General features: G+C 73.6%; 21 protein-coding genes and 1 riboswitch. Of the genes, 13 read left to right on the forward strand and 8 right to left on the reverse strand.

Annotation, left to right across the window (positions count from 1 at the left end; all coding sequences use genetic code 11):
• Window positions 1-61 precede the first annotated feature (61 nt).
• The 5 genes from crcB (DB033_RS04545) to DB033_RS04565 all read left to right on the forward strand — a co-directional run bounded on the left by crcB (DB033_RS04545) (window position 62) and on the right by DB033_RS04565 (window position 2,597).
• The gene (crcB, locus tag DB033_RS04545; protein ID WP_111765644.1) at window positions 62-523 is read left to right on the forward strand and encodes a fluoride efflux transporter CrcB; all 462 of its coding nucleotides are present in this window, start codon (window positions 62-64) and stop codon (window positions 521-523) included.
• Complete coding sequence (gene crcB / locus DB033_RS04550; RefSeq protein ID WP_111767237.1) at window positions 520-888, forward strand: fluoride efflux transporter CrcB; 369 nt, start codon at window positions 520-522, stop codon at window positions 886-888. Before crcB (DB033_RS04545) ends, crcB (DB033_RS04550) begins: the two co-directional genes overlap by 4 nt.
• Entirely contained in the window at window positions 885-1,130 is a 246-nt protein-coding gene (locus DB033_RS04555; RefSeq protein WP_111765645.1) for a putative acetyltransferase, read from the forward strand. Before crcB (DB033_RS04550) ends, DB033_RS04555 begins: the two co-directional genes overlap by 4 nt.
• A 143-nt stretch (window positions 1,131-1,273) precedes the next feature.
• Window positions 1,274-1,885, forward strand: a complete 612-nt coding sequence (locus DB033_RS04560; protein WP_111765646.1) for a sulfite oxidase-like oxidoreductase — start codon at window positions 1,274-1,276, stop codon at window positions 1,883-1,885.
• Between the two features lie 79 nt (window positions 1,886-1,964).
• A complete protein-coding gene (locus tag DB033_RS04565; RefSeq protein ID WP_240615729.1) occupies window positions 1,965-2,597 on the forward strand; it encodes an FAD-binding oxidoreductase in 633 nt (210 codons plus the stop codon).
• Window positions 2,598-2,603: 6 nt separating this feature from the next.
• On the opposite strand, the gene malQ is transcribed toward DB033_RS04565, so the two are convergent.
• A complete protein-coding gene (gene malQ, locus DB033_RS04570) occupies window positions 2,604-4,721 on the reverse strand; it encodes a 4-alpha-glucanotransferase (RefSeq protein ID WP_111765647.1) in 2,118 nt (705 codons plus the stop codon).
• A 169-nt stretch (window positions 4,722-4,890) separates the two neighbouring features.
• On the opposite strand from malQ, the gene DB033_RS04575 reads away from it, so the two are divergent.
• From DB033_RS04575 to DB033_RS04585, 3 genes are all read left to right on the forward strand, one after another.
• Window positions 4,891-5,640 carry an isocitrate lyase/PEP mutase family protein gene (locus DB033_RS04575; RefSeq protein ID WP_240615730.1) on the forward strand — a complete coding sequence of 250 codons (750 nt, stop codon included), beginning with the start codon at window positions 4,891-4,893 and terminating at the stop codon, window positions 5,638-5,640.
• Window positions 5,640-6,542 (forward strand): pseudouridine synthase, encoded by a 903-nt coding sequence (locus tag DB033_RS04580; RefSeq protein WP_111765649.1) that lies wholly within the window; start codon window positions 5,640-5,642, stop codon window positions 6,540-6,542. Before DB033_RS04575 ends, DB033_RS04580 begins: the two co-directional genes overlap by 1 nt.
• A gap of 86 nt (window positions 6,543-6,628) precedes the next feature.
• The gene (locus DB033_RS04585) at window positions 6,629-7,198 is read left to right on the forward strand and encodes a dTDP-4-dehydrorhamnose 3,5-epimerase family protein (protein WP_205843644.1); all 570 of its coding nucleotides are present in this window, start codon (window positions 6,629-6,631) and stop codon (window positions 7,196-7,198) included.
• Window positions 7,199-7,435: 237 nt separating this feature from the next.
• On the opposite strand, the gene DB033_RS04590 is transcribed toward DB033_RS04585, so the two are convergent.
• The 4 genes from DB033_RS04590 to DB033_RS04605 all read right to left on the reverse strand — a co-directional run bounded on the left by DB033_RS04590 (window position 7,436) and on the right by DB033_RS04605 (window position 10,555).
• Window positions 7,436-7,939 (reverse strand): TIGR04338 family metallohydrolase, encoded by a 504-nt coding sequence (locus tag DB033_RS04590; RefSeq protein ID WP_111765650.1) that lies wholly within the window; start codon window positions 7,937-7,939, stop codon window positions 7,436-7,438.
• Window positions 7,940-7,941: 2 nt separating this feature from the next.
• Window positions 7,942-8,784, reverse strand: coding sequence for a DUF2786 domain-containing protein (locus DB033_RS04595; protein ID WP_111765651.1), 843 nt, complete (start codon window positions 8,782-8,784; stop codon window positions 7,942-7,944).
• Between the two features lie 64 nt (window positions 8,785-8,848).
• Window positions 8,849-9,817 (reverse strand): M15 family metallopeptidase, encoded by a 969-nt coding sequence (locus tag DB033_RS04600; RefSeq protein ID WP_240615731.1) that lies wholly within the window; start codon window positions 9,815-9,817, stop codon window positions 8,849-8,851.
• 114 nt (window positions 9,818-9,931) lie between these two features.
• The gene (locus DB033_RS04605; RefSeq protein WP_157970504.1) at window positions 9,932-10,555 is read right to left on the reverse strand and encodes a YceI family protein; all 624 of its coding nucleotides are present in this window, start codon (window positions 10,553-10,555) and stop codon (window positions 9,932-9,934) included.
• Between the two features lie 333 nt (window positions 10,556-10,888).
• Here DB033_RS04605 and DB033_RS04610 point away from each other — a divergent pair, with 333 nt between their 5' ends.
• Window positions 10,889-12,559: an Ig-like domain repeat protein gene (locus tag DB033_RS04610; RefSeq protein ID WP_170315474.1), complete on the forward strand. Its 1,671-nt coding sequence runs from the start codon at window positions 10,889-10,891 to the stop codon at window positions 12,557-12,559.
• A gap of 44 nt (window positions 12,560-12,603) precedes the next feature.
• On the opposite strand, the gene dinB is transcribed toward DB033_RS04610, so the two are convergent.
• Both dinB and DB033_RS04620 read right to left on the reverse strand, forming a co-directional pair.
• Window positions 12,604-13,830, reverse strand: a complete 1,227-nt coding sequence (gene dinB / locus DB033_RS04615) for a DNA polymerase IV (RefSeq protein WP_240615733.1) — start codon at window positions 13,828-13,830, stop codon at window positions 12,604-12,606.
• Between the two features lie 227 nt (window positions 13,831-14,057).
• Window positions 14,058-14,726: a GAP family protein gene (locus DB033_RS04620; protein WP_157970505.1), complete on the reverse strand. Its 669-nt coding sequence runs from the start codon at window positions 14,724-14,726 to the stop codon at window positions 14,058-14,060.
• A 54-nt stretch (window positions 14,727-14,780) separates the two neighbouring features.
• Here DB033_RS04620 and DB033_RS04625 point away from each other — a divergent pair, with 54 nt between their 5' ends.
• The 3 genes from DB033_RS04625 to DB033_RS04635 all read left to right on the forward strand — a co-directional run bounded on the left by DB033_RS04625 (window position 14,781) and on the right by DB033_RS04635 (window position 19,101).
• Window positions 14,781-15,371, forward strand: coding sequence for a TetR/AcrR family transcriptional regulator (locus DB033_RS04625; protein ID WP_111765655.1), 591 nt, complete (start codon window positions 14,781-14,783; stop codon window positions 15,369-15,371).
• Between the two features lie 360 nt (window positions 15,372-15,731).
• Window positions 15,732-17,132, forward strand: coding sequence for an ATP-binding protein (locus DB033_RS04630; protein WP_111765656.1), 1,401 nt, complete (start codon window positions 15,732-15,734; stop codon window positions 17,130-17,132).
• Complete coding sequence (locus DB033_RS04635) at window positions 17,125-19,101, forward strand: vWA domain-containing protein (protein WP_111765657.1); 1,977 nt, start codon at window positions 17,125-17,127, stop codon at window positions 19,099-19,101. Before DB033_RS04630 ends, DB033_RS04635 begins: the two co-directional genes overlap by 8 nt.
• A gap of 61 nt (window positions 19,102-19,162) precedes the next feature.
• Here the strand turns inward: DB033_RS04635 and metE are convergent, their stop codons facing one another.
• Window positions 19,163-21,448: a 5-methyltetrahydropteroyltriglutamate--homocysteine S-methyltransferase gene (gene metE, locus DB033_RS04640; protein WP_111765658.1), complete on the reverse strand. Its 2,286-nt coding sequence runs from the start codon at window positions 21,446-21,448 to the stop codon at window positions 19,163-19,165.
• Between the two features lie 145 nt (window positions 21,449-21,593).
• A riboswitch (cobalamin riboswitch) is annotated at window positions 21,594-21,833 on the reverse strand.
• Window positions 21,834-21,943: 110 nt separating this feature from the next.
• Here metE and DB033_RS04645 point away from each other — a divergent pair.
• Complete coding sequence (locus tag DB033_RS04645) at window positions 21,944-23,179, forward strand: helix-turn-helix domain-containing protein (RefSeq protein ID WP_111765659.1); 1,236 nt, start codon at window positions 21,944-21,946, stop codon at window positions 23,177-23,179.
• Window positions 23,180-23,211: the final 32 nt, after the last annotated feature.

Consider the following 23,211-nt stretch of genomic DNA (forward strand, 5'->3'; position numbering starts at 1 on the left):
TCCTCCGACCGGGCGGCGGGTGGTCCGCGGTGCCGTGCGGCCTCCAGCGTAGGTTCCCTGCATGACCCGGCAGCCACCCCCGGCGTCCGGTCACCGGGAGCGCCCCGACGACGTGGACGCGCTGCCGCCCACGCCGTCGACGGGGTCGGTGCTCGCGGTCGTCGCGGTCGGTGGCGTCATCGGTGCTCTCGCGCGCCACCAGGTCGGCCGGAGCTGGCCCGCCCCGCCCACGAACTTCCCGTGGTCCACGCTGGCGGTCAACGTCTCCGGCTGCCTGCTCATCGGCGTCCTGCTCGGCGTGCTGGCCGATCGGCCCCGCGCGCACCCGCTGCTGCGCCCGCTGCTCGGCACCGGCGTGCTCGGCGGGTACACCACGTTCTCCACCTACACCGTCGACCTCCACCGGCTGCTCACCACCGGGCACGTGGGCACCGCGGCGATGTACCTGCTCGGGACGCTCGCCGCGGCGCTCACCGCCACCGTCACGGGGATGTGTCTCGGCCGCCGCCGGGGGCGGCGGTGACCTATCTGTGGGTGGCGCTGGGCGCGGCGATCGGTGCACCGCTGCGCTACCTGACCGACCGGTTCGTCACGGTGCGCGTCGAGAGCCGCTTCCCCGTCGGCACTCTCGTGGTCAACGTGGCGGGATCGCTGATCCTGGGACTCCTCGCCGGGGCGGGCCTGGCCGGCGACGATCCGTGGCAGCTCGTCGTCGGCACCGGCTTCTGCGGCGCCCTCACCACCTACTCGACCTTCGCCTGGGAGACCGTGCGGCTGGCCGCATCCGGGGGTCGGCTGCTGGCCGCAGCCAACGCGGTCGGCAGCCTGGTCGTGGGGACGGGTGCCGCCACGGCAGGATTCCTGGTCATGGACGCGGTGGTGCGGTGAACTGGGGCGAGCGGCTGCGCAGCCTCCCGACGGGGACGCGGGTGGTGATCCGGTACCTCATCGAGGGGGGCGCGACGGACGCCCTGGGCGATCTGCTGGAGGTCGGCGAGGACCGCTGCACGGTGCGGACGCGCCGCGGTGACGTCGTCATCGCGCTGGCGGGCATCGTCGCGGCGAAGCCGGTGCCGCCGCCGCCGGTCCGCCGGCCCCCGCGCGCGCCGCGCGGGTCCGACCCGCCGTAGGCGGCAGCGCCGTCTCCGACCCGCCGTAGGCGGCAGCGCCGCTTCCGACCCGCCGTAGGCGGCAGCGCCGCTTCCGACCCGCCGTAGGCGGCAGCGCCGCACGGTGGGAAGCTCGAGGCATCATCCCGGCGAAAGGAACCCCCATGTCGTCGTTCACCCGTGGCTTCGGTGGCCGCGCCCGGCGCGAGCGTGACCCGCGGCTGCCACCCGGTCAGTACGACACCGGGGCCGACTGGCCGGTGCTGACCGCCGAGGTGACCCCGCACTTCACCCTCGACCGCTGGAGCTTCACCCTCGACGGCCTGGTCGACCGGGCGAAGACGTGGACCTGGGCCGACATCCAGGCGCTGCCGTCCTCGGACTACCACGGCGACATCCACTGCGTCACCACCTGGTCGAAGTTCGACACCCACTTCCACGGCATCAGTCTCGACGTCCTGCTGGACCAGGTGACGATCCAGCCGGAGGCGAGGTTCATCCTGGCCACCTCCACCACCGGCTACACCACCAACATGGGCCTGGACGACATCCGCGGCGGGAAGGCCTGGCTCGCCTGGGAGTTCGGTGGCAAGCCGCTGCCCCGCGAGCACGGCGGGCCGATCCGGTTGCTGGTCCCGCACCTGTACTTCTGGAAGAGCGCGAAGTGGGTCGACCGCATCACCCTGCTGCACGCCGACGAGCCCGGTTTCTGGGAGCGCAACGGCTATCACGACCACGGTGACCCGTGGACCGAACAGCGGTACCAGGGTGACTGAGACCCCAGCTCCGGCCGGTTGTTTCCCGCCTGACGCCGGCTCCGCACCCACCGCCTGGCAGCGCGCCACCGTGCGTGAGGTGACCCGTCCGACCGGTCGCCTGGTGACGATCCGTCTGGAACCGAGCCACCGGCAGCAGCAGTACGCCGGTCAGCACTTCGTCGTCCGGCTGACCGCCGACGACGGTTACACCGCGACCCGGTCGTACTCGGTGGCGTCCGATCCCGACGACGACCTGGTCGAGATCTGCGTCGAGAAGCTGCCCGACGGCGAGGTGTCCGGGTACCTGTACGACGTCGTCGAACCCGGCGACACCCTCGAGGTACGGGGCCCGATCGGCGGCTGGTTCGTCTGGGACGGCAGCTGCCCGGCGGTCGCCGTGGGCGGTGGCACCGGGGTGGTGCCGTTGGTCGCCATGCTGCGGCAGGCGCAGCGGCTCGGGGTGACCGACCGGTTGCGGCTGGCCGTCTCCGGCCGTACCGCCGGTCACATCCCCTACGTCGAGGAGCTGCGGGCCGCCGGCGCGACCGTCGCACTGACCGGCGCGGGCCACCGGCTGTCCGCCGACGATCTGCGGCCCCTTGCCGACGGCGCCGACCTCGGCTTCGTCTGTGGCTCGGCACGCTTCGCCGAGGCACTCAGCTCGACGCTGGTCACCGTCGGGCTGCCGGTCGACCACGTCCGGGTCGAGCGCTTCGGTCCCACCGGCTGAGCGGTTTCAGCCGCGCACCACGGCCGCCAGCGCGGCGACCCGCCCGCTGGTGAACACGTCCTCCAGCGCCATCACCACACCGTCGGGCCCGGTCAGCGGGACCCGCCAGTTCGGGTACTCGTCGGTGGTGCCGGGCTGGTTCTGGGTGCGGCGGTCGCCGACCGCGTCGGTCAGGGAGACGCACAGCAGCCGCGACGGCGTCCACGTCAGGTAGCGGTGCAGCTCGGCCACGGTGGCCTCCACGTCGGCGTCGTCGGGAAGCGACCCGCGACGGCGCAGCGTCGACAGCCAGGCGTCCCGCTCGGCCGCGTCGGTGGCGAGCTCGTCGGCCAGTGACCGCGTCAAGAGACCCAGTTCGTGGCGCAGCCGGACGTGCTCGCCGGCCAGGTAGCCCGCGGTCGGTGGCAGGTCGTGGGTCGTCACCGAGGCCAGGCAGTACTCCCGCCAGCGTTCGGGCGGCAGCGGGGCGCCGCTCTCGTCGAACTCGAACCACAGGATGGACGTCCCGAGAATTCCCCGCTCGCGCAGGTAGCTCCGCGCCGAGGGCTCGACGACCCCGAGGTCCTCGCCGACGACGAGCGCGCCGGCGCGGTGCGCCTCCAGGGCCAGGATGCCGATCAGCGCCTCGTGGTCGTAGCGGACGTAGGTGCCGGTGGTCGGGAGTTGGCCCGTAGGGGTCCACCACAGCCGGAACAGACCGATGATGTGGTCGACCCGGACGCCGCCGGAGTGCCGCAGGACGGTGGCCACCAGCTGCCGGAACGGCGTGTAGGCGACCTCGGCGAGCCGGTCCGGCCGCCACGGCGGCTGCGTCCAGTCCTGGCCGTTCTGGTTGAACGGATCCGGCGGCGCGCCCACCGACACGCCCTGGGCGAAGACGTCCTGCAGGCCCCAGGCGTCGGCGCCGCCCGGGTGCACCCCGACCGCGAGGTCGTGCACGATGCCCAGAGTGGCGCCCGCGGTGGTCGCGGCGCGCTGCGCGGTGTCGAGCTGGTCGTCCAGCACCCACTGCAGCCAGCAGTGGAAGTCGATCTCGTCACCGTGCGCCTCGCGGAACGCGACCACGGCCGGGTCGGTGGGCGAGCGGAGCTCGGCCGGCCAGCGGCGCCAGTCGGGACCGTGAGTCTCGGCGAGCGCCGACCAGGTCGCGTAGTCGAGCAGGCCGGAACCTTCCCGCTGCCGGTAGGCGCGGTAGGCGATCTCCCGGCCCGCGGAGCGTTCCACGCGGTGCACCCGCTGCAGCGCCGCGCGTTTCGCCGTCCACGAGGTGTCCCGGTCGATCGCGTCGACGCCGTCCAGGGCGGCCGCCAGGTCGGTGCGCAGGGCGGCGACCGCCGTCCGGTCGGTGTCGTCGAGGTCGGCGTACTCGGGGATGCGCTCGACCCGCAGGTAGATCGGGTGGGCGAACCGGCGGCTCGTCGGCAGGTACGGGGACGGCTCCAGCGGCGCCACCGGCTCACCGGCGTGCAGCGGATTGACCAGCACATAAGCAGCGCCCTGCTCGGCGGCGGCCCACACCGCGAGGTCGGTGAGATCGGTCAGATCCCCGACACCCCACGACCTTTCGGACCGGACGCTGTACAGCTGGGCGGCCAGTCCCCAGGCGCGGTGGTCACCCATCCGCGCGGGGAAACCGAGCCACGGCGGGGTGACGATGACGGCGGCGGCGGCCTCGCGGTCACCGCTGCGGGCCCGCAGCGTGTGGTAGCCCAGGGGCAGGTCGTCCGGGAGGCGGAACCGCGCCCGTCCCGTCCACTCCCCGTCGATCTCCTGCGCCGGGGAGTTGTCCTCGGTCTGCACGACGTCGTCCCGGAAGCCGCCGGTCTCCAGGTCGATCCACACCTGCACCGGCGCCCCCGCCGGGACGTGCACGGGGAAATCCGGACGGTGCCCCTGCCGGGTGACCAGGCACGGTGGCAGCATCCGGCGCCAGCCGGACCGGTGGTACTCCTCGAGCGCGGCGCGCGCGGCGTCGGGGGTCGACGCGTCCAGGTCGAGCGCGGCCAGCACCGCGGTCACCGTCTGGGCGGGAACGGGCTGGTGGTGACCCTGCCAGTCCCAGTACTCGGTGGCGATGCCGAGCGCGTCGGCCAGTTGCTGCACGGCGGGATCGAGGTGTGACATGGCAGGTCCTCAGGGAGTCGGTACGGCTGGTGTCGAACCGTCAAGGCCCGAGCCATTCCAGCACAACGGGTCACCCTGTGCCGCACGCGGGAATGCCGGGCCGCCCGGAGCTGTCGTTATGGTGACCACCGACCCGCGCCGTAGGCGCCGCACCCTTCCGGGAGTTCCCGTGTCACTGCAGGACAAGGCCACCACGTTCCTCGAGCTGCACCGCGCTGGTGACCCGGTGGTGCTGCCCACCGTGTGGGACGCCTGGAGCGCGACGCTCGCCGCGGACGCCGGCTTCGCCGGGTTGACCGTCGGTAGCCACCCCGTGGCCGACGCCCTCGGGCGCGCCGACAACGAAGGTCTGACCTTCGACGAGGTGCTGGGCCAGGTCGCCCGGATCACCGCCACGGTGGACCTGCCGGTGTCGGTGGACATCGAGTCCGGGTACGGGCTGGAGCCGGCCCGGCTGGTCGAGGGGCTGGTCTCGGTCGGAGCCGTCGGCTTCAACATCGAGGACACCGTGCACAGCCAGGGCGGCCGGCTGCGCTCCGGGCAGGAACACGCGGACCTGGTCGGCGCGTTGCGTGCCGCGTCGGACGCGGCCGGCGTGCACCTGGTCATCAACGCCCGTACCGACGTCTTCATCAAGCAGACCGGGCCGGCGGAGTCCCGGGTCGACCTGGCGGTCGAGCGCCTGACGCTGGCGGCGCAGGCCGGCGCGGACGTGCTGTACCCGGTGGGTGGGCACGACGCCGACACCTGGGCGCAACTGGCCGCGGCGCTCCCGCTGCCGGTCAACGCGATCGCCTTCCCCGAGCAGCAGACGCTGGCCGACTTCGCGCCGCTCGGGGTCGGCCGGATCAGCTTCGGCCCGCGCCTGCAGGGAGCGCTCGGCGCCTACGCCGGTCGGCTGTTCGCAGCCTGGAAGTAGTGCCGCCGCCGCCGCTGCCGATCCGGGACGGGCTCAACCCGACCCGGCTGCACCTCCCGCCGGACGAAACGTGGCCGACGGTGCTGAGCTACCTGCTGCACCGCTTCCCCGCGGACGAGGCCCGGTTGCTGGAGAAGATGGACGCGGCCGAGGTGGTCGACGGTGACGGCGTTCCGGTCACCCGCGATACCCCCTACCGGCACCGGACGTTCGTGTACCTGTACCGGGACCCGCAGGTCGAACAGCGGGTGCCGTTCGAGATCGACATCCTGCACCGCGACGACACCCTGCTCGTGGTCGACAAGCCGCATTTCCTGTCGACGATGGCGCGCGGGCGCTACGTGGTGGAGTCGGCGCTGGTGCGGCTGCGCCGGGACCTGGACCTGCCGACGCTGAGCCCCGCCCACCGTCTGGACCGGGTGACCGCGGGCGTGCTGATGTTCACCGTCGACCCGGCGGTCCGCGGGGCCTACCAGACGATGTTCGCCGCCGGCACGGTGGCCAAGGAGTACCAGGCCATCGCCGGGGTCGACCCGGCGCGGACCTGGCCGGTGACCGTGCGGAGTCGCATCGTGAAGCACCGGGGCGTGCCCCGGGCCGAGGAGGTCCCCGGCGAGCCGAACGCCCGCAGCTGGATCGACCTGGTCGATCGACGCGGGGCGTGGGGGCGGTACCGGCTGCGGCCGGCGACCGGCAAGACCCACCAGCTGCGGCTGCACATGAACGCCCTGGGTCTGCCGATCCGCAACGACAACTTCTATCCCGAGCTGCTCGACACCGCGCACGACGACTACGCGGCGCCGCTGCAGTTGCTGGCCAGGTCCATGACGTTCACCGATCCGCTGTCCGGGCGCGAGCGGCACTTCCAGACCCGGCGGGTGCTGGAGCTGCCCGCCGGGTGACGCGGGGCCGGTGCGGGGTGGGGGTCGTGGCTCACACCGCGACCGTTCCGTGCGCCGAGGGTCACCGGCCGTGACAGACTCCCACCGTGGCTTTCGAGATCATCGACATGGACGTGCAGCACACCGCGATCGACGACCTGGTCGTGGTGACGCTGAAGCAGGTGACCGACGACCGCGGCACCGTTCGGGAGTTCTTCCGCGCCAGCGCCTACACCGACGGCCCGTTCGCCGGGCTGGGGGAGTGGCGGCAGATCAACGTCACCGAGACGAAGCAGGGTGCCGTTCGTGGCCTGCACGGGGAGGCGATGGTCAAGCTGGTCAGCTGCGTCTCGGGTGCGGCACACGGGGTGTACCTGGACGCCCGCGAGGACTCCGCGACCTACGGTGCCGTGGTCACGGTGCCGCTGGTGCCCGGCACCCAGGTGCTGGTTCCGGCGGGCGTCTGCAATGCCTTCCAGTCGGTGTCCGACGGCGGCACCCAGTACGTGTACTGCTTCACCGAGGAGTGGACGCCGGGGATGGCGGGCATCGCCTTCAGCCCGATCGACGAGGGGCTGGGAATCTCCTGGCCGCTGCCCATCGACGAGAACGACCCCGCGCAGATCTCCGCGAAGGATCTCGGTGCCCCCCGGTTCAGCGAGTCCGCGCGGCGCTGACCGGGGCCGGCGGTGCGACCGGGCTGACCGCGGCCGACCCGGGCCGACCGGGGTGGCCGTGCAGGCCGGGGTGACCAGTGCTCACCGGCGCTGCCCGGGGTGGCGGTGCGGACGGGGTTCTTGCGGCCGGCCAGGGCTAAAGGACCAGGGCCGACGAGGGTGGCGGTGCGGATCGGGGGTGGCGGGCGACCGGATCGACCGCGGCCGACCAGGCCCGGCCGGCCGGTCGATGGACGCTCAGCCGATCCGGACGCCGTTCTCCAGGAACGTGACCCGCAGCAGGAACGCGGCTTCCGCGCCCATCACCACATCGACCAGGTCCACGAGCCGCGCCACGAACGCACCGCCGTGGGCAGGCTCCACCTCGTCGGCGAGGTGGTGCGCGAGCTCGTGGAGCACCACCAGCTCGCGCAACGCCCACTGACTGCCGTGGGTGGCCCCGGGCACCGCGATCACCGCGTCGGCGCGCTCGTAGTGCGCCATGCCGCCACCCTGCCGTTCCCGGGCGGTCGCCGGCACCGCCGCCCGGGGCCACCGCTGCCGCACCGTGGGCAGCGCCCGCACCCGGTCGAGGTAGTGCTGCACCGCGTCCAGGGACGCGAACCGCCGTTCCACCGGCAGCGTGATCCGTGAACCGGCCACCTCGACGACCGGGAAGTCGGCGGAGCGGTCCAGCAGCCGGTGCACCAGATGTTCGGCGTCGTAGACCAGACTCCGCTGCCCGTCGCGGATCTCGGGCACGGTCAGGTACCCAGGGCGGGGCGCCGCCCCCCGAGGGCCTGCTCGGCGCCCAACCGGGCGGTGCGCCCGGCCCGGTCGCCGGCCCGCCGCGACGCCTCGGAGTACCCCGCGGACGCGCGGTTGCCGGCCCAGCTGCCGCGGGCGTTGCTGTGGGTGCTGTAGTGGTCGGTCAACTCGAGCTCACGGTCCCGCAGCGCCAACGCCACCCCGGTGCCGCGGTCACCGGCCGCCGTGTCGGCCGCCACCGCCTCCTCCCGCGCGGCGGTCCGGGCCTCCTGCAACCGTTGACCGATCCGCGCGGCGAACGCCTCCTGGAAGTTGATCCGCGCGGTGGTGGCGTGCACCGGGCGGCGTTCGTGCACGACCGTGGTCACGATGCGGCCGCGGCGGGTGGGCACCTCGACCCGCACCGGCCGCACCACCGTCTCGGCGGCGTGGGCGCCGGTCTTGATGAAACCGTCCGACGCACGCACCATCTGCACCACCAGAGAGGCGTACAGCGCCTCCGTCGCGTCGATGTCGGCGGCGAAACCGTAGGCGAAGACCCTCGTCGAGTTGCGGGCCACGTCGCAGATCAGGTCGTTGGCCCGCCCGATGGCGAGGAACAGCTGCACGTAGGTGCGCAGGCCGCGCTTGCCCGCCGCACCGATTTCGACCGTGCGCTGGGTGGGGGCCACCCGCTGTTCACGGGCGTTCGTGTGGGCGCGGGCGACCGCCAGATCCACCGACGCCAGGGTCGCGAGCCGCTGGGCGGCCTGCAGGTAGGCGTCCGCTTCGTGTTCGTTGTCCGTGCCCTCGGCCTTGCGCAGCAGCGCCGCGATGCGGCTGAGGTTCTTGTCGACCATGACCGGAGACGGTAGCGGCCGCCACCGACACCGCGCCCCGCCCGCGGCGGTGGAACGCGGGGGTTCACCGCCCGTTGACCGAGAAGTGCTGGTAGTCGGTCGGGCTCGTCCACGACCCGCCCCATTCCCAGCCGGCGGCGGCGAACGCGGTGACGACGGCGTCGCCGGCGTGCAGCACGGCGGGCCGGTCCGGACGGGTGCGGAACTCCCGGCCGGCGGGTGGCAGTACCGTGTCGCCGCGGACGTAGGGGTTCGCGACCGGGTTGAGGTCGATGGCCGTCCCGTAGGAGTGCTCCGAGAACCCGCCGCCGCCGGTGACCGGCCGGCAGTTGAACGCCGACGTGTTGTCGGCCGCCATCGAGGCGTCGTCGTCGCCGCCGAAGTCGTCGACCACGCGCATGGACGTGATCGGGTAACCGGCGTCGTACACCTGCCGGAGCACCGCCACCACGTCGTCGGCCACGGAGGCGGCGACGACCATCCCGCCGGTGTGATCGGAGCCGTCCGCCCCGCGGTGGGTGACCGTCAGGTAGCGCAGCTCGGCCAGGGCCACCGGGCAACCGGGTCGCCACGAGGTGGCCATCCGGGCGGCGAGGGCGTCGTCGATCGGCGAGACCGTGGCCACGAACCCGCTGCCGGCGACCGGGGGGTGCGCCGCCGCGGTCCGGAGGGCGACGGACGGCCCCGCGCCGGTGGTCCCCGTCGGGCCGGGCGCCGGATCCGACGGCGGGGGGCCCGGCGCGCTGGTGTCCCGGGGCGCCGGTCCGGCCGCGGCGGGGTCGGTGGGGTCGGCGCCCGACGGCACCGCGGCCGGACGCGGGGATGTCGGGACAGCGCCGACGGACGGTGTCGTCCGGATCGCGGCGGTCGGCGGCGGCCCGGTGACCGTGCCGCTCGTTCCGTCCGGGCCGGGGCCGGGGCCGGGGTGGGTGCCGGTGCCGCAGCCCGCGAGCAGCAGGCAGACGCCCAGGACCGCCCCGCGCCGGGTACCTGCGGCCGGGCGCCGGTGTCCCGCGGCCGGGCGTCTGCGCACCACCCCATTCTGCGACGGCGTCGGGGGTATCGGGCCGGCGCCGGGAGCCGCCACGGGATCGCCCGGAGCCGGAGCCGGATGCGGCCGGATCCGGAACCGACCGGCGACCGGTGGTCACTCCGCGGGCACCGCCTCCACGAGGAGATGCACCGCCATCGAACGGCCCAGCAGGCGTTGCACCCCCGGGCGGGACAGCAGCCGGGTGGCCTCCCTGGACGGGACGGTGCCGCTGGCCTCGAAGCGCAGCCGGTGGGCCGACTCGCCGCGGCAGTGCAGCGCGAGCCGGATCAAGCAGATGCCGCGTGCCGTGCGCAGCGTGCCGTCGAGCTCCCAGCCGTCGCCGGCCGGCCGCAGGGTGCGCGACGCGAAGGCGATGGTCGGGCACGTCTGGGTGTCCACCAGTCCCGCGGCGTGCAGCACGTCGTCCCAGTGCGAACTGCCGCTGCTGAGTGACGCGCTCGCGACCTCCACCCGGATCGAGCTGGCCTCCCGCGGGACGGCCAGCCGCACCTCACCCACGACGTCGGTGAACCGGCCCCGCACGGTGGCCACGAAGCCGACGCCCACGCTGATCTGCAGCGTGGAGGCCGCGGCGTCGATGCGCCACCGGCCGGGCGCGGCCGCACCGGCGGACGCGGTGTGGCGCGCGACCGGACGGGCCGGACGGTCCAGGGCGGGGGCGGGCGGCGTGGCGGGCATCGTGGTTCCTTCGGTCAGCCGGGCGGTGAGGTCAGCCACCGTGGGAGTGCCGCCGGACCCGGAAAGTTCCCGCGGCGCGCGACCCGCGCCGGCGGATCACCGATCCCTTCCACTCAGCGTCATCGATGGCTACTCTTCGTCGAACGGTGGCGGCGCTCGGGCACCGGGACGGGCCGGCTCCGGTGCTACCGGCCCCGAGTCGCGGCCAGCGGCTCCCGAAAGGTCACGACGTGGCCTCGATCGGGCGTCCACACCTCCGGAGCGGCGACGGCCGATGCGATGATCGGTCGCGGGGCGGCGGTCGTACGGCCGGCGGCCCACCGGACGGTGGGCACAGGGGCACTCGAGGTGGGGAACGGTATGGGACACGGGATGCGCACCGCGCGGACGCTGATCGCGGCGGCGGCGGTGGCGCTGTTGGTCGTCGGGTGCGGGCCGGCCGGCAGCGAGAGCACGCCGACGACCGCGGGGCCCACGACAGCGGCGGTGCAGGACACCACGCTCGAGGTGCACGCCGCCGACACGTCCGTGGCCTACGGATCCGGCGTCGAGGTGACGTTCGCGCTGGCCGCCGCCGGCGGGCCGGTACCCGCCACCGCGACCGCCGCCGTCAGCATCGGGTCGACCGTGGTGGAGCGCCGCGTGCCGGTCGGCGCCGACGGCGCCGGTTCGGTCGTGCTGGACGCGGCCGATCTCACCCCCGGTACCCACGTCGTGTCCGTCGCCTACGCCGGAGACCCGGCCTTCGCCGCCGCTGCCGCCCGGACCACCCTGACCGTCCAACCCGCGACGAGCAGCATCGAGCTGGCGCTGACCCCGCTCGGGTCCGGGGCCACGACGGCCGCCGCGACCGTCGGCACCGCCACCGGGGTCCCGGCCGAGGGCACGGTCGCCTTCACGATCGACGGTGCCCGGGTCGGCGAGACCACCGTGACGGACGGGGTGGCCGCGATGGAGGTCGCGCCGGGACTGGGCATCGGCACCCATCAGATGGACGCGGTGTTCACGCCTGCCGTCCCCGGCCGGCTCATCGCCGCGGGGACCAGCGCCGTGCTCACCGTCAGCAGGACCACCACCAGCGTGATGGCCACCGGCAGCTCCGAGGCCGTCCGCTACGGCGACTCCTCGGTGGTCACCGTCGCGGTGACCCCGACCGGGCCTCCCGCCGATCTCACCGGCGCGGTGACCGTCGTCGTCGGCGGGACCACGGTCGCCGAGGGCACCACCGACGCGGCGGGCACCGCCGCCCTCGAGTTCACCACCACCGTCGACCCGGGCACCCAGAGCTACACCGTCAGCTACGCCGGTAACGACCGTGTCGAGCCGGCGCAGACCGAGATGGCACTCACCACCACCCGGACCTCCGTCGACATCGGTATCGACACCCCGAACCTGAAGTCCGGGGAGAGCGGCACGGTCCGGATCTCGGTCATCGGCTCTCCGCAGAACCCCACCGGTACCGCCACCGTCACCTACGACGGCGCCGTGGTCGCCGAGGGGACGCTGGACGCCGACGGCGATCTCAGCGCGCGCCTCGGCCCGGTCACCCCCGGCACGCACACCATTGCCGTCACCTACGGCGGGGACGTGCGTTTCGACGGTGCGCAGGCCTCGGAGACGCTCAAGGTCAAGGAACCGGTCGTCAACCCCAACGCCGACGGGGCCGCCGCGATCAATGCGAGCAACCCGTGCCCGGCGAAGGCCGCGGCCTGTGTCGACCTCGCCAACGAGAAGGCGTGGCTGCAGAGCGGCGGCCAGGTGACTTACGGCCCCGTGTCGATCACCTCGGGGCGCGCCGGCTACCGGACCCCGGCCGGCACGTACTCGGCGTACTGGTTCCACAAGGACCACAAGTCGAGCATCTACGACGACGCGCCCATGCCGAACTCGGTGTTCTTCAACGGCGACATCGCCTTCCACCAAGGCAGCCTCTCCCAGCAGTCGCACGGGTGCATCCATCTCGGTGCCAACGCCTCGGCGACGTTCTTCGACACCCTGTCGGTGGGCGACACGGTCTACGTCTGGGGCTCGGCACCGTACTAGGAGCCCGAACGCCGTGAGAACGGCCGCTCCCGGGAAGTGCCGGCTCAGTCGGGAAGCATCGGGACCGACATGCCCTCATCGCGGTGGAGCAGCACGGCCCGGGTGACCGCCGCGGTGCCGAATTTCGTCCGGACGTCGTCCAGGGCGAGATCCAGGCCCAGACCGGGCTGCCCGTCGAAGGGCAGTTCCAGCTGCACGGCGTTGTCGCCGTCGAGGTTGCCCACCGACAGGCCGAGCAGGGTGAGGCCGCGCTCACCGATCATCGGCATCGCCGCGGCCAGCAGCAGCCGCACCGCGGTGAGTACGTCGGCGGTCTGCGCGGTGGCCTCGGCCAGGGTGCGCGAACGCGTCGCCCGGGTGTAGTCGTCGAAGCGGAACCGCACCACCACGGTCCGGCCGACGCGGTGCGCCGCGCGCATCCGCCGGGTCACCCGGTCAACCAGACCGACCGCGATGGTGTCGATCTCGTCGGCCGACCGCCGCGCCCGGCCCAGCGCCCGCTGCGAGCCGATGGACCCGCGCCGCCGGCCGACCACGACCGGGCGCGGGTCCCGGTTGTGGGCCAGCCGGTGCAGATGGTGCCCGGCGCCCCGGCCCAGCAGCGACACCAGCATGGACTCGCCGGCGTCGGCGACGTCACCCACCGTGGACAGCCCGACCGCGTGCAGCTTGCCGGCCGTCACCGCGCCCACGCCCCACAGGCGCTCGACGGGGAGCGGGTGCAGGAAGGACAACTCGTGGCCGGGGGAGACGACGAGCAACCCGTCCGGTTTCGCCACGCCGCTGGCCACCTTGGCCAGGAATTTCGTGCGGGCCACCCCCACCGTGATGTTGAGACCGACCTCGCGGGCCACCCGGGCCCGCAACGCGGCGGCGATCGCGGACGGCGTCCCCACCAGCCGGCGCAAGCCACCGACGTCGAGGAACGCCTCGTCGATCGAGATGCCCTCGACCAGCGGGGTGGTGTCGCGGAAGATGTCGAACACCGCACGGCTCGCCGTCACGTACGCCTCGAACCGTGGTTCGGCCACGACCAGATCAGGGCACAGCCGCCGGGCCTGGGTGCCCGACATCGCCGTCCGCACCCCCCGCGCCTTGGCCTCGTAGCTGGCGGCCAGGATCACGCCGCCGCTGACGACCACGGGCCGGCCCCGCAGGCGGGGGTCGTCCCGCTGCTCGACCGAGGCGTAGAAGGCGTCGAGGTCGGCGTGCAGGATCGCGGCCTCGTCCGGGGCGGCACGGGAGTCGGAACGGCGCACGGAATCGGACACGAACACATGTTCGCATCGACCACCGACAGTGTCGACGCCCCGGCCCACGGCGGCCACCGCCCGTCCGCGGCGGCTCGGAACGGGGGGGCGTTCGGTGACCGTCGGCGCAGTGGGCGAGCGGCCGCGACGTGGCGGCTGCCGACACGGCTCCGGCGGCCACCACCGCGAGCGTGGTGCGCGCCGGGGAAGGTCCGACCGGGTTTCCCCGACCGGAATCAGCGACGCGATCAGAGGTTCAGCGCGACGACGGCGACCACCGCGGCGAGCAGGAACAACCCGAGCGCCACCGGGACGGACCGGGCCTGCACGCGTTCGGCACCGAGGCGCTCGTAGACGCGTCGGAGCCGGGTGGTGATGTGGTCCCGCCACACCACGCCGGCGACCAGCAGCACCAGGCAGGGCAGGCAGTACACGAGTGCGTAGCCGGCCAGCACGCCCAGGCCCGGTCCGACCGGGACGTCGGCGGCGTTGAGGCGTTCGATGGCCAGCAGGTAGGGGAACGCGTTGGGAAGATCCGCGCCGGTGGCCACGACGCCCAGCGGAGCCGCGGTCCACGGGCCGAACCAGGACGGCAGCAGGACGGCAGCCCGCGTCCTGGTCCGTAGCCGCCGCACGGCGCTGACCGCCAGGATGAGGGCGGCGAGTAGGAGTGCGCCGCGCCGCACCCACGCCGCCGCGCCGCTGACCGCGTCCCCGAGCGCGTCGCTGCCGATGAACAGGGCACCACCCGCCAGCAGCACCACCGCGTAGGCGCCCAGTACGAACGCCAGGGCGGTGACGCCCGGCCTCCGCAGCGGGGCCAGCAGGATCAGGGTCACCCCGGCGATGGTCACGGGGTTGAGTGAATCCAGCGCGGCCAGGCCGGCGATCGTCCCGAGGAGCCCCAGAGTCAGCATGAGTCGACCGTATCTCATATGAGACGGTTGCGTCTCATGGTCTAGGCTCCGGCGATGCCTGTCGAGCCGCCGCCGCCCTCGAAGCCCGGCGACCCGTCGGTGGCCGTGTTCGGTGACGGACTGGCCGCCGCTGCCGCGCGTCACCTCGCGCTGGCCCCGGCTGCGTCGATGCAGGACCTCGCGGCCGCGGCCGGCGTCAGTCGGGCGACCCTCTTCCGCCGGTTCCCGTCCCGCGCCGCCCTGGTGGCCGAGCTCTGCCGCGCGGCGGCGCAGGGCTTCGTCCGGGCGGTCGACGACGCCGCCCTGGACCGAGGGACCCCACCGCAGGCGTTGGACCGCCTGTTGGACTCCCTGAGCCGGCTCGCCGCGGTCGCCGGTCTGCTCGGGCTGCAGCCGCTCGACCAGCACGTCGAGGCGTCGTTGTTGACCGAGACCGCCGCGACCGAGGAATCGATCCGTGGCCTGCTGGTCCGGGGGCAGGAGAGCGGGCACTTCCGGGTGGACGTCGATCCCGAGTGGTTCCTGTCGATGCTCACCTGGCTGATGGTGGGGGCCGCCGACAGCGTCCGACAGGGGCGCCTCACGCCCGCCACCGCCCACCGGCAACTGGCGGCCACCATCACCGCCGGGGTGCGTCGCGACTGACACCCGCGGGTCGGCATCACGCCGCGGCGGCACAGCACCTCTCGTCGCCGCCGGCTCCCCGGCAGCCGGCACGGCGGCGGCATTCCGACGCATCCCGCGGGTCGGCACCGCGGCGCGGCGGCGGAACACCTCTCGTCGCTGCCGGCCTCCCGGCCTGCCGGCGCAGCGGCGGCATCCCGACGGCCGGGGGCATCGGCACGTCCGGAGCGGCGCCGCGCCCGAGCCCCGGGGTGACCGGCCAGGGCCGGTCGGCGCCGCATCTTTCGCCGGAAGACGCCTCGACGCAAGAGGTCTGCGCTGCCCGCTGAACGCCCGGCGCGACCGCCGGGCCCTCCGACCCCGCGGGTACCGTTGGCGGGCATGCGAATCACCCCTCCCGCTGATCTGCCCACCACCCTCGGCGCGCTCCGCGCGTCCGGCCATCAGCTCCGCTCGGTCAAGGCCGAGCTCCGCGGCAACCTGCTGGACGCGCTGCGCGCCGGGACCGACCCGTGGCCGGGCATCGTCGGCTTCGAGAGCACCGTCGTCCCGCAGCTCGAGCGGGCGATCATCGCCGGGCACGACCTCGTCCTGCTCGGCGAGCGTGGGCAGGGCAAGACCCGGCTGCTGCGCACGCTGACCGGACTGCTCGACGAGTGGACCCCGGTCATCGACGGCTCCGAGATCGGCGAGCACCCCTACGATCCCATCACCGTCGGCAGCCTCCGGCGGGCCGCGGAGCTGGGGGACGAGCTGCCCGTGACCTGGCGGCACCGCAGCGACCGCTACACCGAGAAACTGGCGACCCCCGACACCGCGGTGGCCGACCTCATCGGCGACATCGACCCGGTCAAGGTGAGCGAGGGCCGCTCGCTGGGCGACCCGGAGACCATCCACTTCGGCCTGGTCCCGCGCGCGCACCGCGGCGTGATGGCCATCAACGAGCTGCCCGACCTCGCCGAGCGCATCCAGGTCGCCCTGCTCAACGTGATGGAGGAACGCGACATCCAGGTCCGCGGCTACACCGTGCGACTGCCGCTGGACGTGCTGCTGGTCGCCTCGGCCAACCCCGAGGACTACACCAACCGCGGGCGCATCATCACGCCGCTGAAGGACCGCTTCGGCGCCGAGATCCGCACCCACTACCCGCTGGAGCTCGCCGACGAGATCGCCGTCATCCGGCAGGAGGCGGCCCTGACCGCCGACGTCCCCGACCACCTGCTCGAGATCATCGCCCGGTTCACCCGGCTGCTGCGCGAGTCCAACGCCGTCGACCAGGGTTCCGGGGTGTCCGCCCGGTTCTCCGTCGCCGCCGCCGAGACCGTCGCCGCCGCGGCGCTGCGGCGGGCCGCCATCGCCGGCGAGAAGTCACCCACCGCACGGCCGATCGACCTCGAGGCGACCATCCCGGTGCTCCGCGGCAAGCTCGAGTTCGTCACCGGCCAGGAGGGCCGCCAGGAGGAGGTGCTGGAGCACCTGCTGCGCCGCGCCACCGCCGACACGGCGCGTCACCTGCTCCGCGGGGTCGACCTCACGCCGCTGGCCGAGGCCGTCACCCGGCATCCGCTGCGCACCGGCGACCGGGTCACCGCCACCGACCTCGTCGCCTCGCTGCCGAAGGTCGAGACGTTGACCACCGTCGCCCAGCGGCTCGGCGTCACCGGCACCGAGGACCCCGGCCCCATGGCGTCGGCGGCCGAGCTGGCGCTGGAGCTGCTGTTCCTCACCCGCAAACTCACCAAGGAGCCCAGCGACGACGGCGACACCATCAGCTATGGCTGATCCCAGCGGCCGGCGTCCCGGCCCCCATGCCCGCAGGCGGGGTTACTCCTACGGCCCGTACCTCGACGGGCCCGACCCGCTGGCGCCGCCGTTCGACCTGACCGCGGCGCTGGACAGGATCGGCCGCGACGTGATGGAGGGCAGCTCGCCGCAGCAGGCGCTGCGCGAGCTGCTCCGGCAGGGTCTGCAGAACCGCCGCGGGCTGGACGATCTCACCCGGCAGCTGTGGGAGCGGCGACGGGAACTGCAACGGGACAACCGCGTCGACGGCACGCTGCAGGAGGTCCGCGAGCTCCTCGAGAAGGCGCTCACCGCCGAACGAGAGGCGCTGGCCCGGCAGGACTCCGACGACGCCCGCTTCCGCGAGATGGACCTCGACACGTTGCCCGACAACACCGGTCGGGCGGTCGCTGCCTTGAACGACTACCAGTGGCAGTCCTCCGACGCCCGCGAGGCCTACCAGGAGATCAAGGACCTGCTCGGCCGGGAGATGCTCGACCAGCGCTTCGCCGGGATGAAGGAGGCACTGCAGCAGGCCACCCCGGAGGACGTCGCCCGGGTGCAGGAGATGCTGGCCGACCTCAACCAGCTGCTGGCCGACCATGCCGCGGGAACCGAAAGCCCACAGCAGTTCGCCGATTTCATGGCGCGTCACGGCGACTACTTCCCGGAGAACCCCCAGGGCACCGAGGAGCTCGTCGACCTGCTCGCCGCGAGAGCCGCGGCGGCGCAACGGATGATGAACTCGCTCAGCCCGGAGCAGCGGGCCGAGCTCGCCGAGCTCAGCCGGCAGGCGTTCGGCGATCCGGCGCTCGCCGAGGCGCTGGCGCAGCTCGACGCCCAGTTGCAGGGCATGCGCCCCGGCGAGGACTGGTCCGGCTCCGGACGGTTCCGCGGCGACAACCCGATGGGGATGGGGGAGGCCACCCGGGCCATGGAGGAGCTCGCCCAGCTCGAGGGTCTCGGTGACCAGCTCGGCCAGAGCTACCCCGGCGCCCGGCTGGACGACATCGACCTCGACGAGCTGGCGGCGGCGCTGGGCGACACGGCGGTGGCCGACGTCCGGGACCTGGCCGCGCTGGAGCGGGAGCTCCGCGACCAGGGGCTTTTCGAGCGCGCGCCGGACGGCTCGCTGCGGTTGTCGCCGAAGGCGTTGCGACGGCTGGGACAGGCGGCCCTGAAGGACGTGGTGGACAAGATCGGGTCCCGCCGCGGTGACCGGCAGACCCGGCGGTCGGGTGCGGCGGGAGAGCCCACCGGCGCCAGCCGCCCGTGGGCGTTCGGCGACACCGAGTCGTGGAACGTGCCGCGGACGCTGCTGAACGCGGAGCTGCGCCGTTCCGGCGGCGACGAACGGACACTGGATGTGAGTGACGTCGAGGTGATCGAGACCGAACACCGCTCCCGGGCGGCGGTCGCGCTGTGCGTGGACACCTCGTGGTCGATGGTGCAGGACGGCCGGTGGGTGCCGATGAAACGCACGGCACTCGCGCTGCACCAATTGATCTCGACCCGCTTCCGCACCGACGACCTGCAGCTGATCACCTTCGGCCGGCAGGCCGACGAGGTGGAGCTGGAGGAGTTGATCGGGCTGGAGGGCGCCTACGTGCAGGGCACCAACCTGCACCACGCGCTGATGCTGGCGTCCCGGCACCTGCACCGGCACCCGGACGCGGTGCCGGTGGTGCTCGTCGTCACCGACGGTGAGCCCACCGCGCACCTCGAACCCGGGGCCGGGCCGTACTTCTCGTACCCGCCCGACCCGGAGACCCTCCAGGTCACCGTCCACGAGCTGGACAACCTGACCGCCCGGCGGGCGGCGATCACCTTCTTCGTGCTCGGCGACGACCCGCGGTTGGCCGTCTTCATGGACAACCTGGCCCGGCGCTGCCACGGCCGGGTGGTGGCGCCCGACCTGGACGGTCTCGGTGCCGAGGTGGTCGCCGACTACCTCCGCCAACGGAGCTGAGGTGTGCCGGTTTCGGGGTGAAAACGTCCGCTCAGCGGACGTTTTCACCCCGAAACCTGTCTCAGCGACGGATCTTCAACTCCGACCGGGCCGCCACCGCCGCCGCCACCATGTGGCGCAACGCCGGCTCGACCTCGGCCGGCGTGCGGGTCTTGAGCCCGCAGTCGGGGTTGACCCACAGCCGTCGCGGGTCGACCGCCGCCACCGCCCGGTCGATCAGGGCCCGGATCTCGGCGACCGACGGCACCCGCGGCGAGTGGATGTCGTACACGCCAGGGCCGATGCCGCGGGTGTAACCCACCCCGGCCAGGTCGTCCAGCAGCTCCATCGCCGACCGGGCCGCCTCGACCGACGTCACGTCGGCGCCGAGATCGGCGATGGCGTCGATGATCTCGCCGAACTCCGAGTAGCACAGGTGGGTGTGCACCGCGGTCGCGGCACTCACCCCCGAGGTGGCCAGCCGGAACGCCCGCACCGCCCAGTCCAGGTACGCCGCCCGGTCTGACCGCCTCGGCGGCAGCAGCTCCCGCAGCGCCGGCTCGTCGACCTGGATGATGCCGATGCCCGCGTTCTGCAGGTCGACGGTCTCGTCGCGGATGGCCAGCGCCACCTGCAGGGCGGTGGTGGCCAACGGCTGGTCGTCCCGGACGAACGACCAGGCCAGGATGGTCACCGGGCCGGTCAGCATCCCCTTCACCGGCCTGGTGGTGAGGCTCTGCGCATACGCCGCCCAGCCGACCGTCATCGGCCCGGTCCGGTGCACGTCGCCGAACAGCACCGGCGGCCGTACACAGCGGGAGCCGTACGACTGCACCCAGCCCTGCGCGGTCGTCGCGAAACCGCCGAGCTGCTCGGCGAAGTACTGCACCATGTCGTTGCGCTCGGGCTCGCCGTGCACCAGCACGTCCAGTCCGATGTCCTCCTGCAGCGCGATGACGTCGGCGATCTCGGCCTTCATCCGGGCGTCGTAGCCCGGTCGGTCCAGCGTCCCGGCGCGCAGCTCGGCGCGGGCCGCGCGGAGCGCGGTGGTCTGCGGGAACGAGCCGATCGTGGTGGTCGGCAGCGGCGGCAGCTCCCAGCGGGTGCCCTGCACCATCCGGCGGTGGGCCTCGTCGCCGCGGCGGAACGCCTCCTCGCGCAGCCCGGCCACGCGCGACCGGACCTGCGGCTGGTGCACCCGGGTCGTCGACCGTCGATCGGCCAGTGCCGCCCGCGCCCCGTCCAGCGCCGGGACCGCGGCGCCGCCCAGCGCGGTCGCGAGATCGGCCACTTCCGCCACCTTCTCGTCGGCGAAGGCCAACCACGACCGCAGCTGCGGATCCAGACCGGCCTCGCCGACGAGCGTGTAGGGCACGTGCAGCAGCGAGCACGAAGTGGACACGGCGACCGGTGAGCCGACCCGGTCACGCAGCGCCGCGAGCAGCTCCAGCGCCCGGTCGGGGTCGGTCCGCCAGATGTTGCGACCGTCGACCACCCCCGCGACGACGAGCCGGCCGGCCCAGTCGAGACCGGCGTCCGGCGCCGCGCCGCTGACCAGATCCAGGGCCACGCCGTCGATCCGGGTGGCGAGCAGGTCCGGCAGCACCGGCCCGGCGTCGCCGAAGTACGTCGCCACCAGCACCGCCGGGCGGTCGTCCGCCGACGTGAGCAGGTCGTAGGCCCGACGCGTCGCCGCGCGCACGGTGTCGTCGACGTCCAGCGTCAGTGCCGGCTCGTCCAGCTGCACCCAGGCCGCTCCGGCCGCGGCGAGCGCGGACAGCAGGGCGACATAGTGCGGGAGCAGGTCGTCGAGCCGGTCCAGCGGCGCGGCCGTCCCGCCGAGCGGCGCCTTGGCCAGCAGCAGCAGGCTCACCGGTCCGACGACCACCGGCCGGGCCGGCACACCCTCGGCGACCGCCGCCGCCACCTCCGTCAGCAGTGCCTCGGCGTGCAGCGAGAACGCCGTGGCGGGGCCGATCTCCGGCACGAGGTAGTGGTAGTTGGTGTCGAACCACTTGGTCATCTCCAGCGGCGGCACGTCGGCGGTGCCGCGGGCCATCGCGAAGGTGCGGTCGAGGTCGTCGGTGATGCCGGTGAACCGTTCCGGGACCGCCCCGAACAGCACGGCGGTGTCCAGGACGTGGTCGTACAGCGGGGTGCCGACGGGCACCGAGTCGAGACCGGCGGCGACCATCGCGGCCCGGTCGGTGCGGGCGAGACCCGCGGCGACGCCGAGCAACTCGGCGCGGTCGGTGGCTCCGGACCAGTACCGCTCGAGTGCCCGTTTGAGCTCGCGGTGCGGGCCGATCCGGGGGCGGCCGAGGACGGTGCGGGTGAACGTGGGGACGGGGACGGCAGAGGTCGACATGGCGGGTCCTTCGGACACGGGGGGACGGGCCGCGCCCGTCGTGCGGGGACACCCGGCCGGCGCCGGGCCGCGGTGGATCTCCACCGGGGCGCGTCGCGCGCGGGTACCCCCGCCCTCCCTCGGGGCAGCGGACCACCGGGGACGGACGTTCCCGGTACGCGTGGCAGGTCTTCGGACTCGTGGGCGGTCGCTGTCCGGGACGGACCCGAAAGCGCAGCCCGGAGCATCCCGGGCTCTTCCTACTGGCCGTCGCTTCCCGGGAGGCTTCCCAGTGCGGATGACGGCGGTCGTTCCCACTGACCGCTGCGGGGCAGTTCCGGAGTTCCACCGGATTCCCTCTCGCCACTCCGACCCGCCTCTGCGGACGTCGGGGAAAGCTTCGACACCTCCGGCGCCGCCTGAGCGGACCGGGGTGAACCACGAGCAGGGCGATCATAACCACAGCCGACGGGCCGGTCGCAACCACGTTCCGCCGGTCGGTGCTTCACTGGTGGGGTGGCGACGTCGCGCGGGCTCCGGGCACTGGTGGCCGAGTCGTGGTTCCGGTCGGCGGCGGCGGGCGTCCGGGCCGACACCGTGCACGCACCGATCACGCTGCCCGACGACACCCTGCGCGACCACCGCGAGGCGCATCCGCTGGCCCGGGTCTTCCCGTTGCTGGAGGACGTGCTCGGCCAGGCCGCCAGGGACTGCGACGCGATTCTGGCGGTCAGCGACGAGGCCGGCCAGCTGTTGTGGCTGTGCGGCAGCCCGGCGTCGCTGCGCCGGGCCGAGCCGATCGGTTTCGTCGAAGGCAGCAACTGGGACGAGACTATCGCCGGCACCAACGCCCCCGGGATGGCGCTACGGCTCGACGAGTCCGTGCAGGTGATCCGGGCCGAACACTTCCGTACCTCGGTGCAGCGCTGGAGCTGTGCGGCCACCCCGATCCACGACCCGACGACGCACGCGCTGCTGGGCGTTCTGGACATCACCGGCGGGGTGGCGATCGAGGTGCCGCAGACGATGGGCATGGTCCGGGCGGCGGCCCGGATGGCCGAGGCGGAGTTGGCACGGGACAGCCTGCAGCGCAGGACGTCTCCGGAGCCGGCGGCACACCGGGCGGACATCGCCGTGAACGTCGAGTCGCTGGGTCGCAGCGAGACGCTGCTGACCGTGTCGACGGGTTCCCGGAACCCGGTGACGATCCGGCTGAGCCCCCGGCACTCCGAGATCGTGCTGCTGCTGGCGTGCGCGCCGCGGGGCCTGTCCGGCGACGAACTGGCGGTGCTGCTGTACGAGCACGACACCTCCGACTCGACCCTGCGCGCCGAGCTCAAGCGGCTCCGCGGCCTTCTCGGTGACGAGCTGCTCGCCTCCCGGCCGTACCGGCTGGTCGCCGAGATCAGCGCGGACTGGCTCGCCGTGCGGGCCCGGCTGTCCGCCGGTGACGTCGCCGGCGCCCTGCTCGCCTACCGCGGTCCGCTGCTGCCGCAGTCCACCGCGCCCGGGGTCGGACGGCTCCGCGCGGAACTGGAGAACGAGTTGCGGCAGGCGGTCCTCACCAGTCGGCAGAGCAACCTGATGTCGACCTGGACACGCTCCGCCTGGGGGACCGACGACTACGGGATGTGGCGGGCCCAGTACGAGCACCTGCCCACCACCAGCCCGTTGCGCCCACTGGCCGCAGCTCAGTTGCGTCGGTTGGACCGCGAACTGGGTGTCGGCCAGCCGACCCTGCGTCGCCCCTGACTGTGACCCACGCAACGTCGTTGCAACGTTGC

Origin of the sequence: Nakamurella deserti (assembly GCF_003260015.1) — a bacterium.
Taxonomy (GTDB): domain Bacteria; phylum Actinomycetota; class Actinomycetes; order Mycobacteriales; family Nakamurellaceae; genus Nakamurella; species Nakamurella deserti.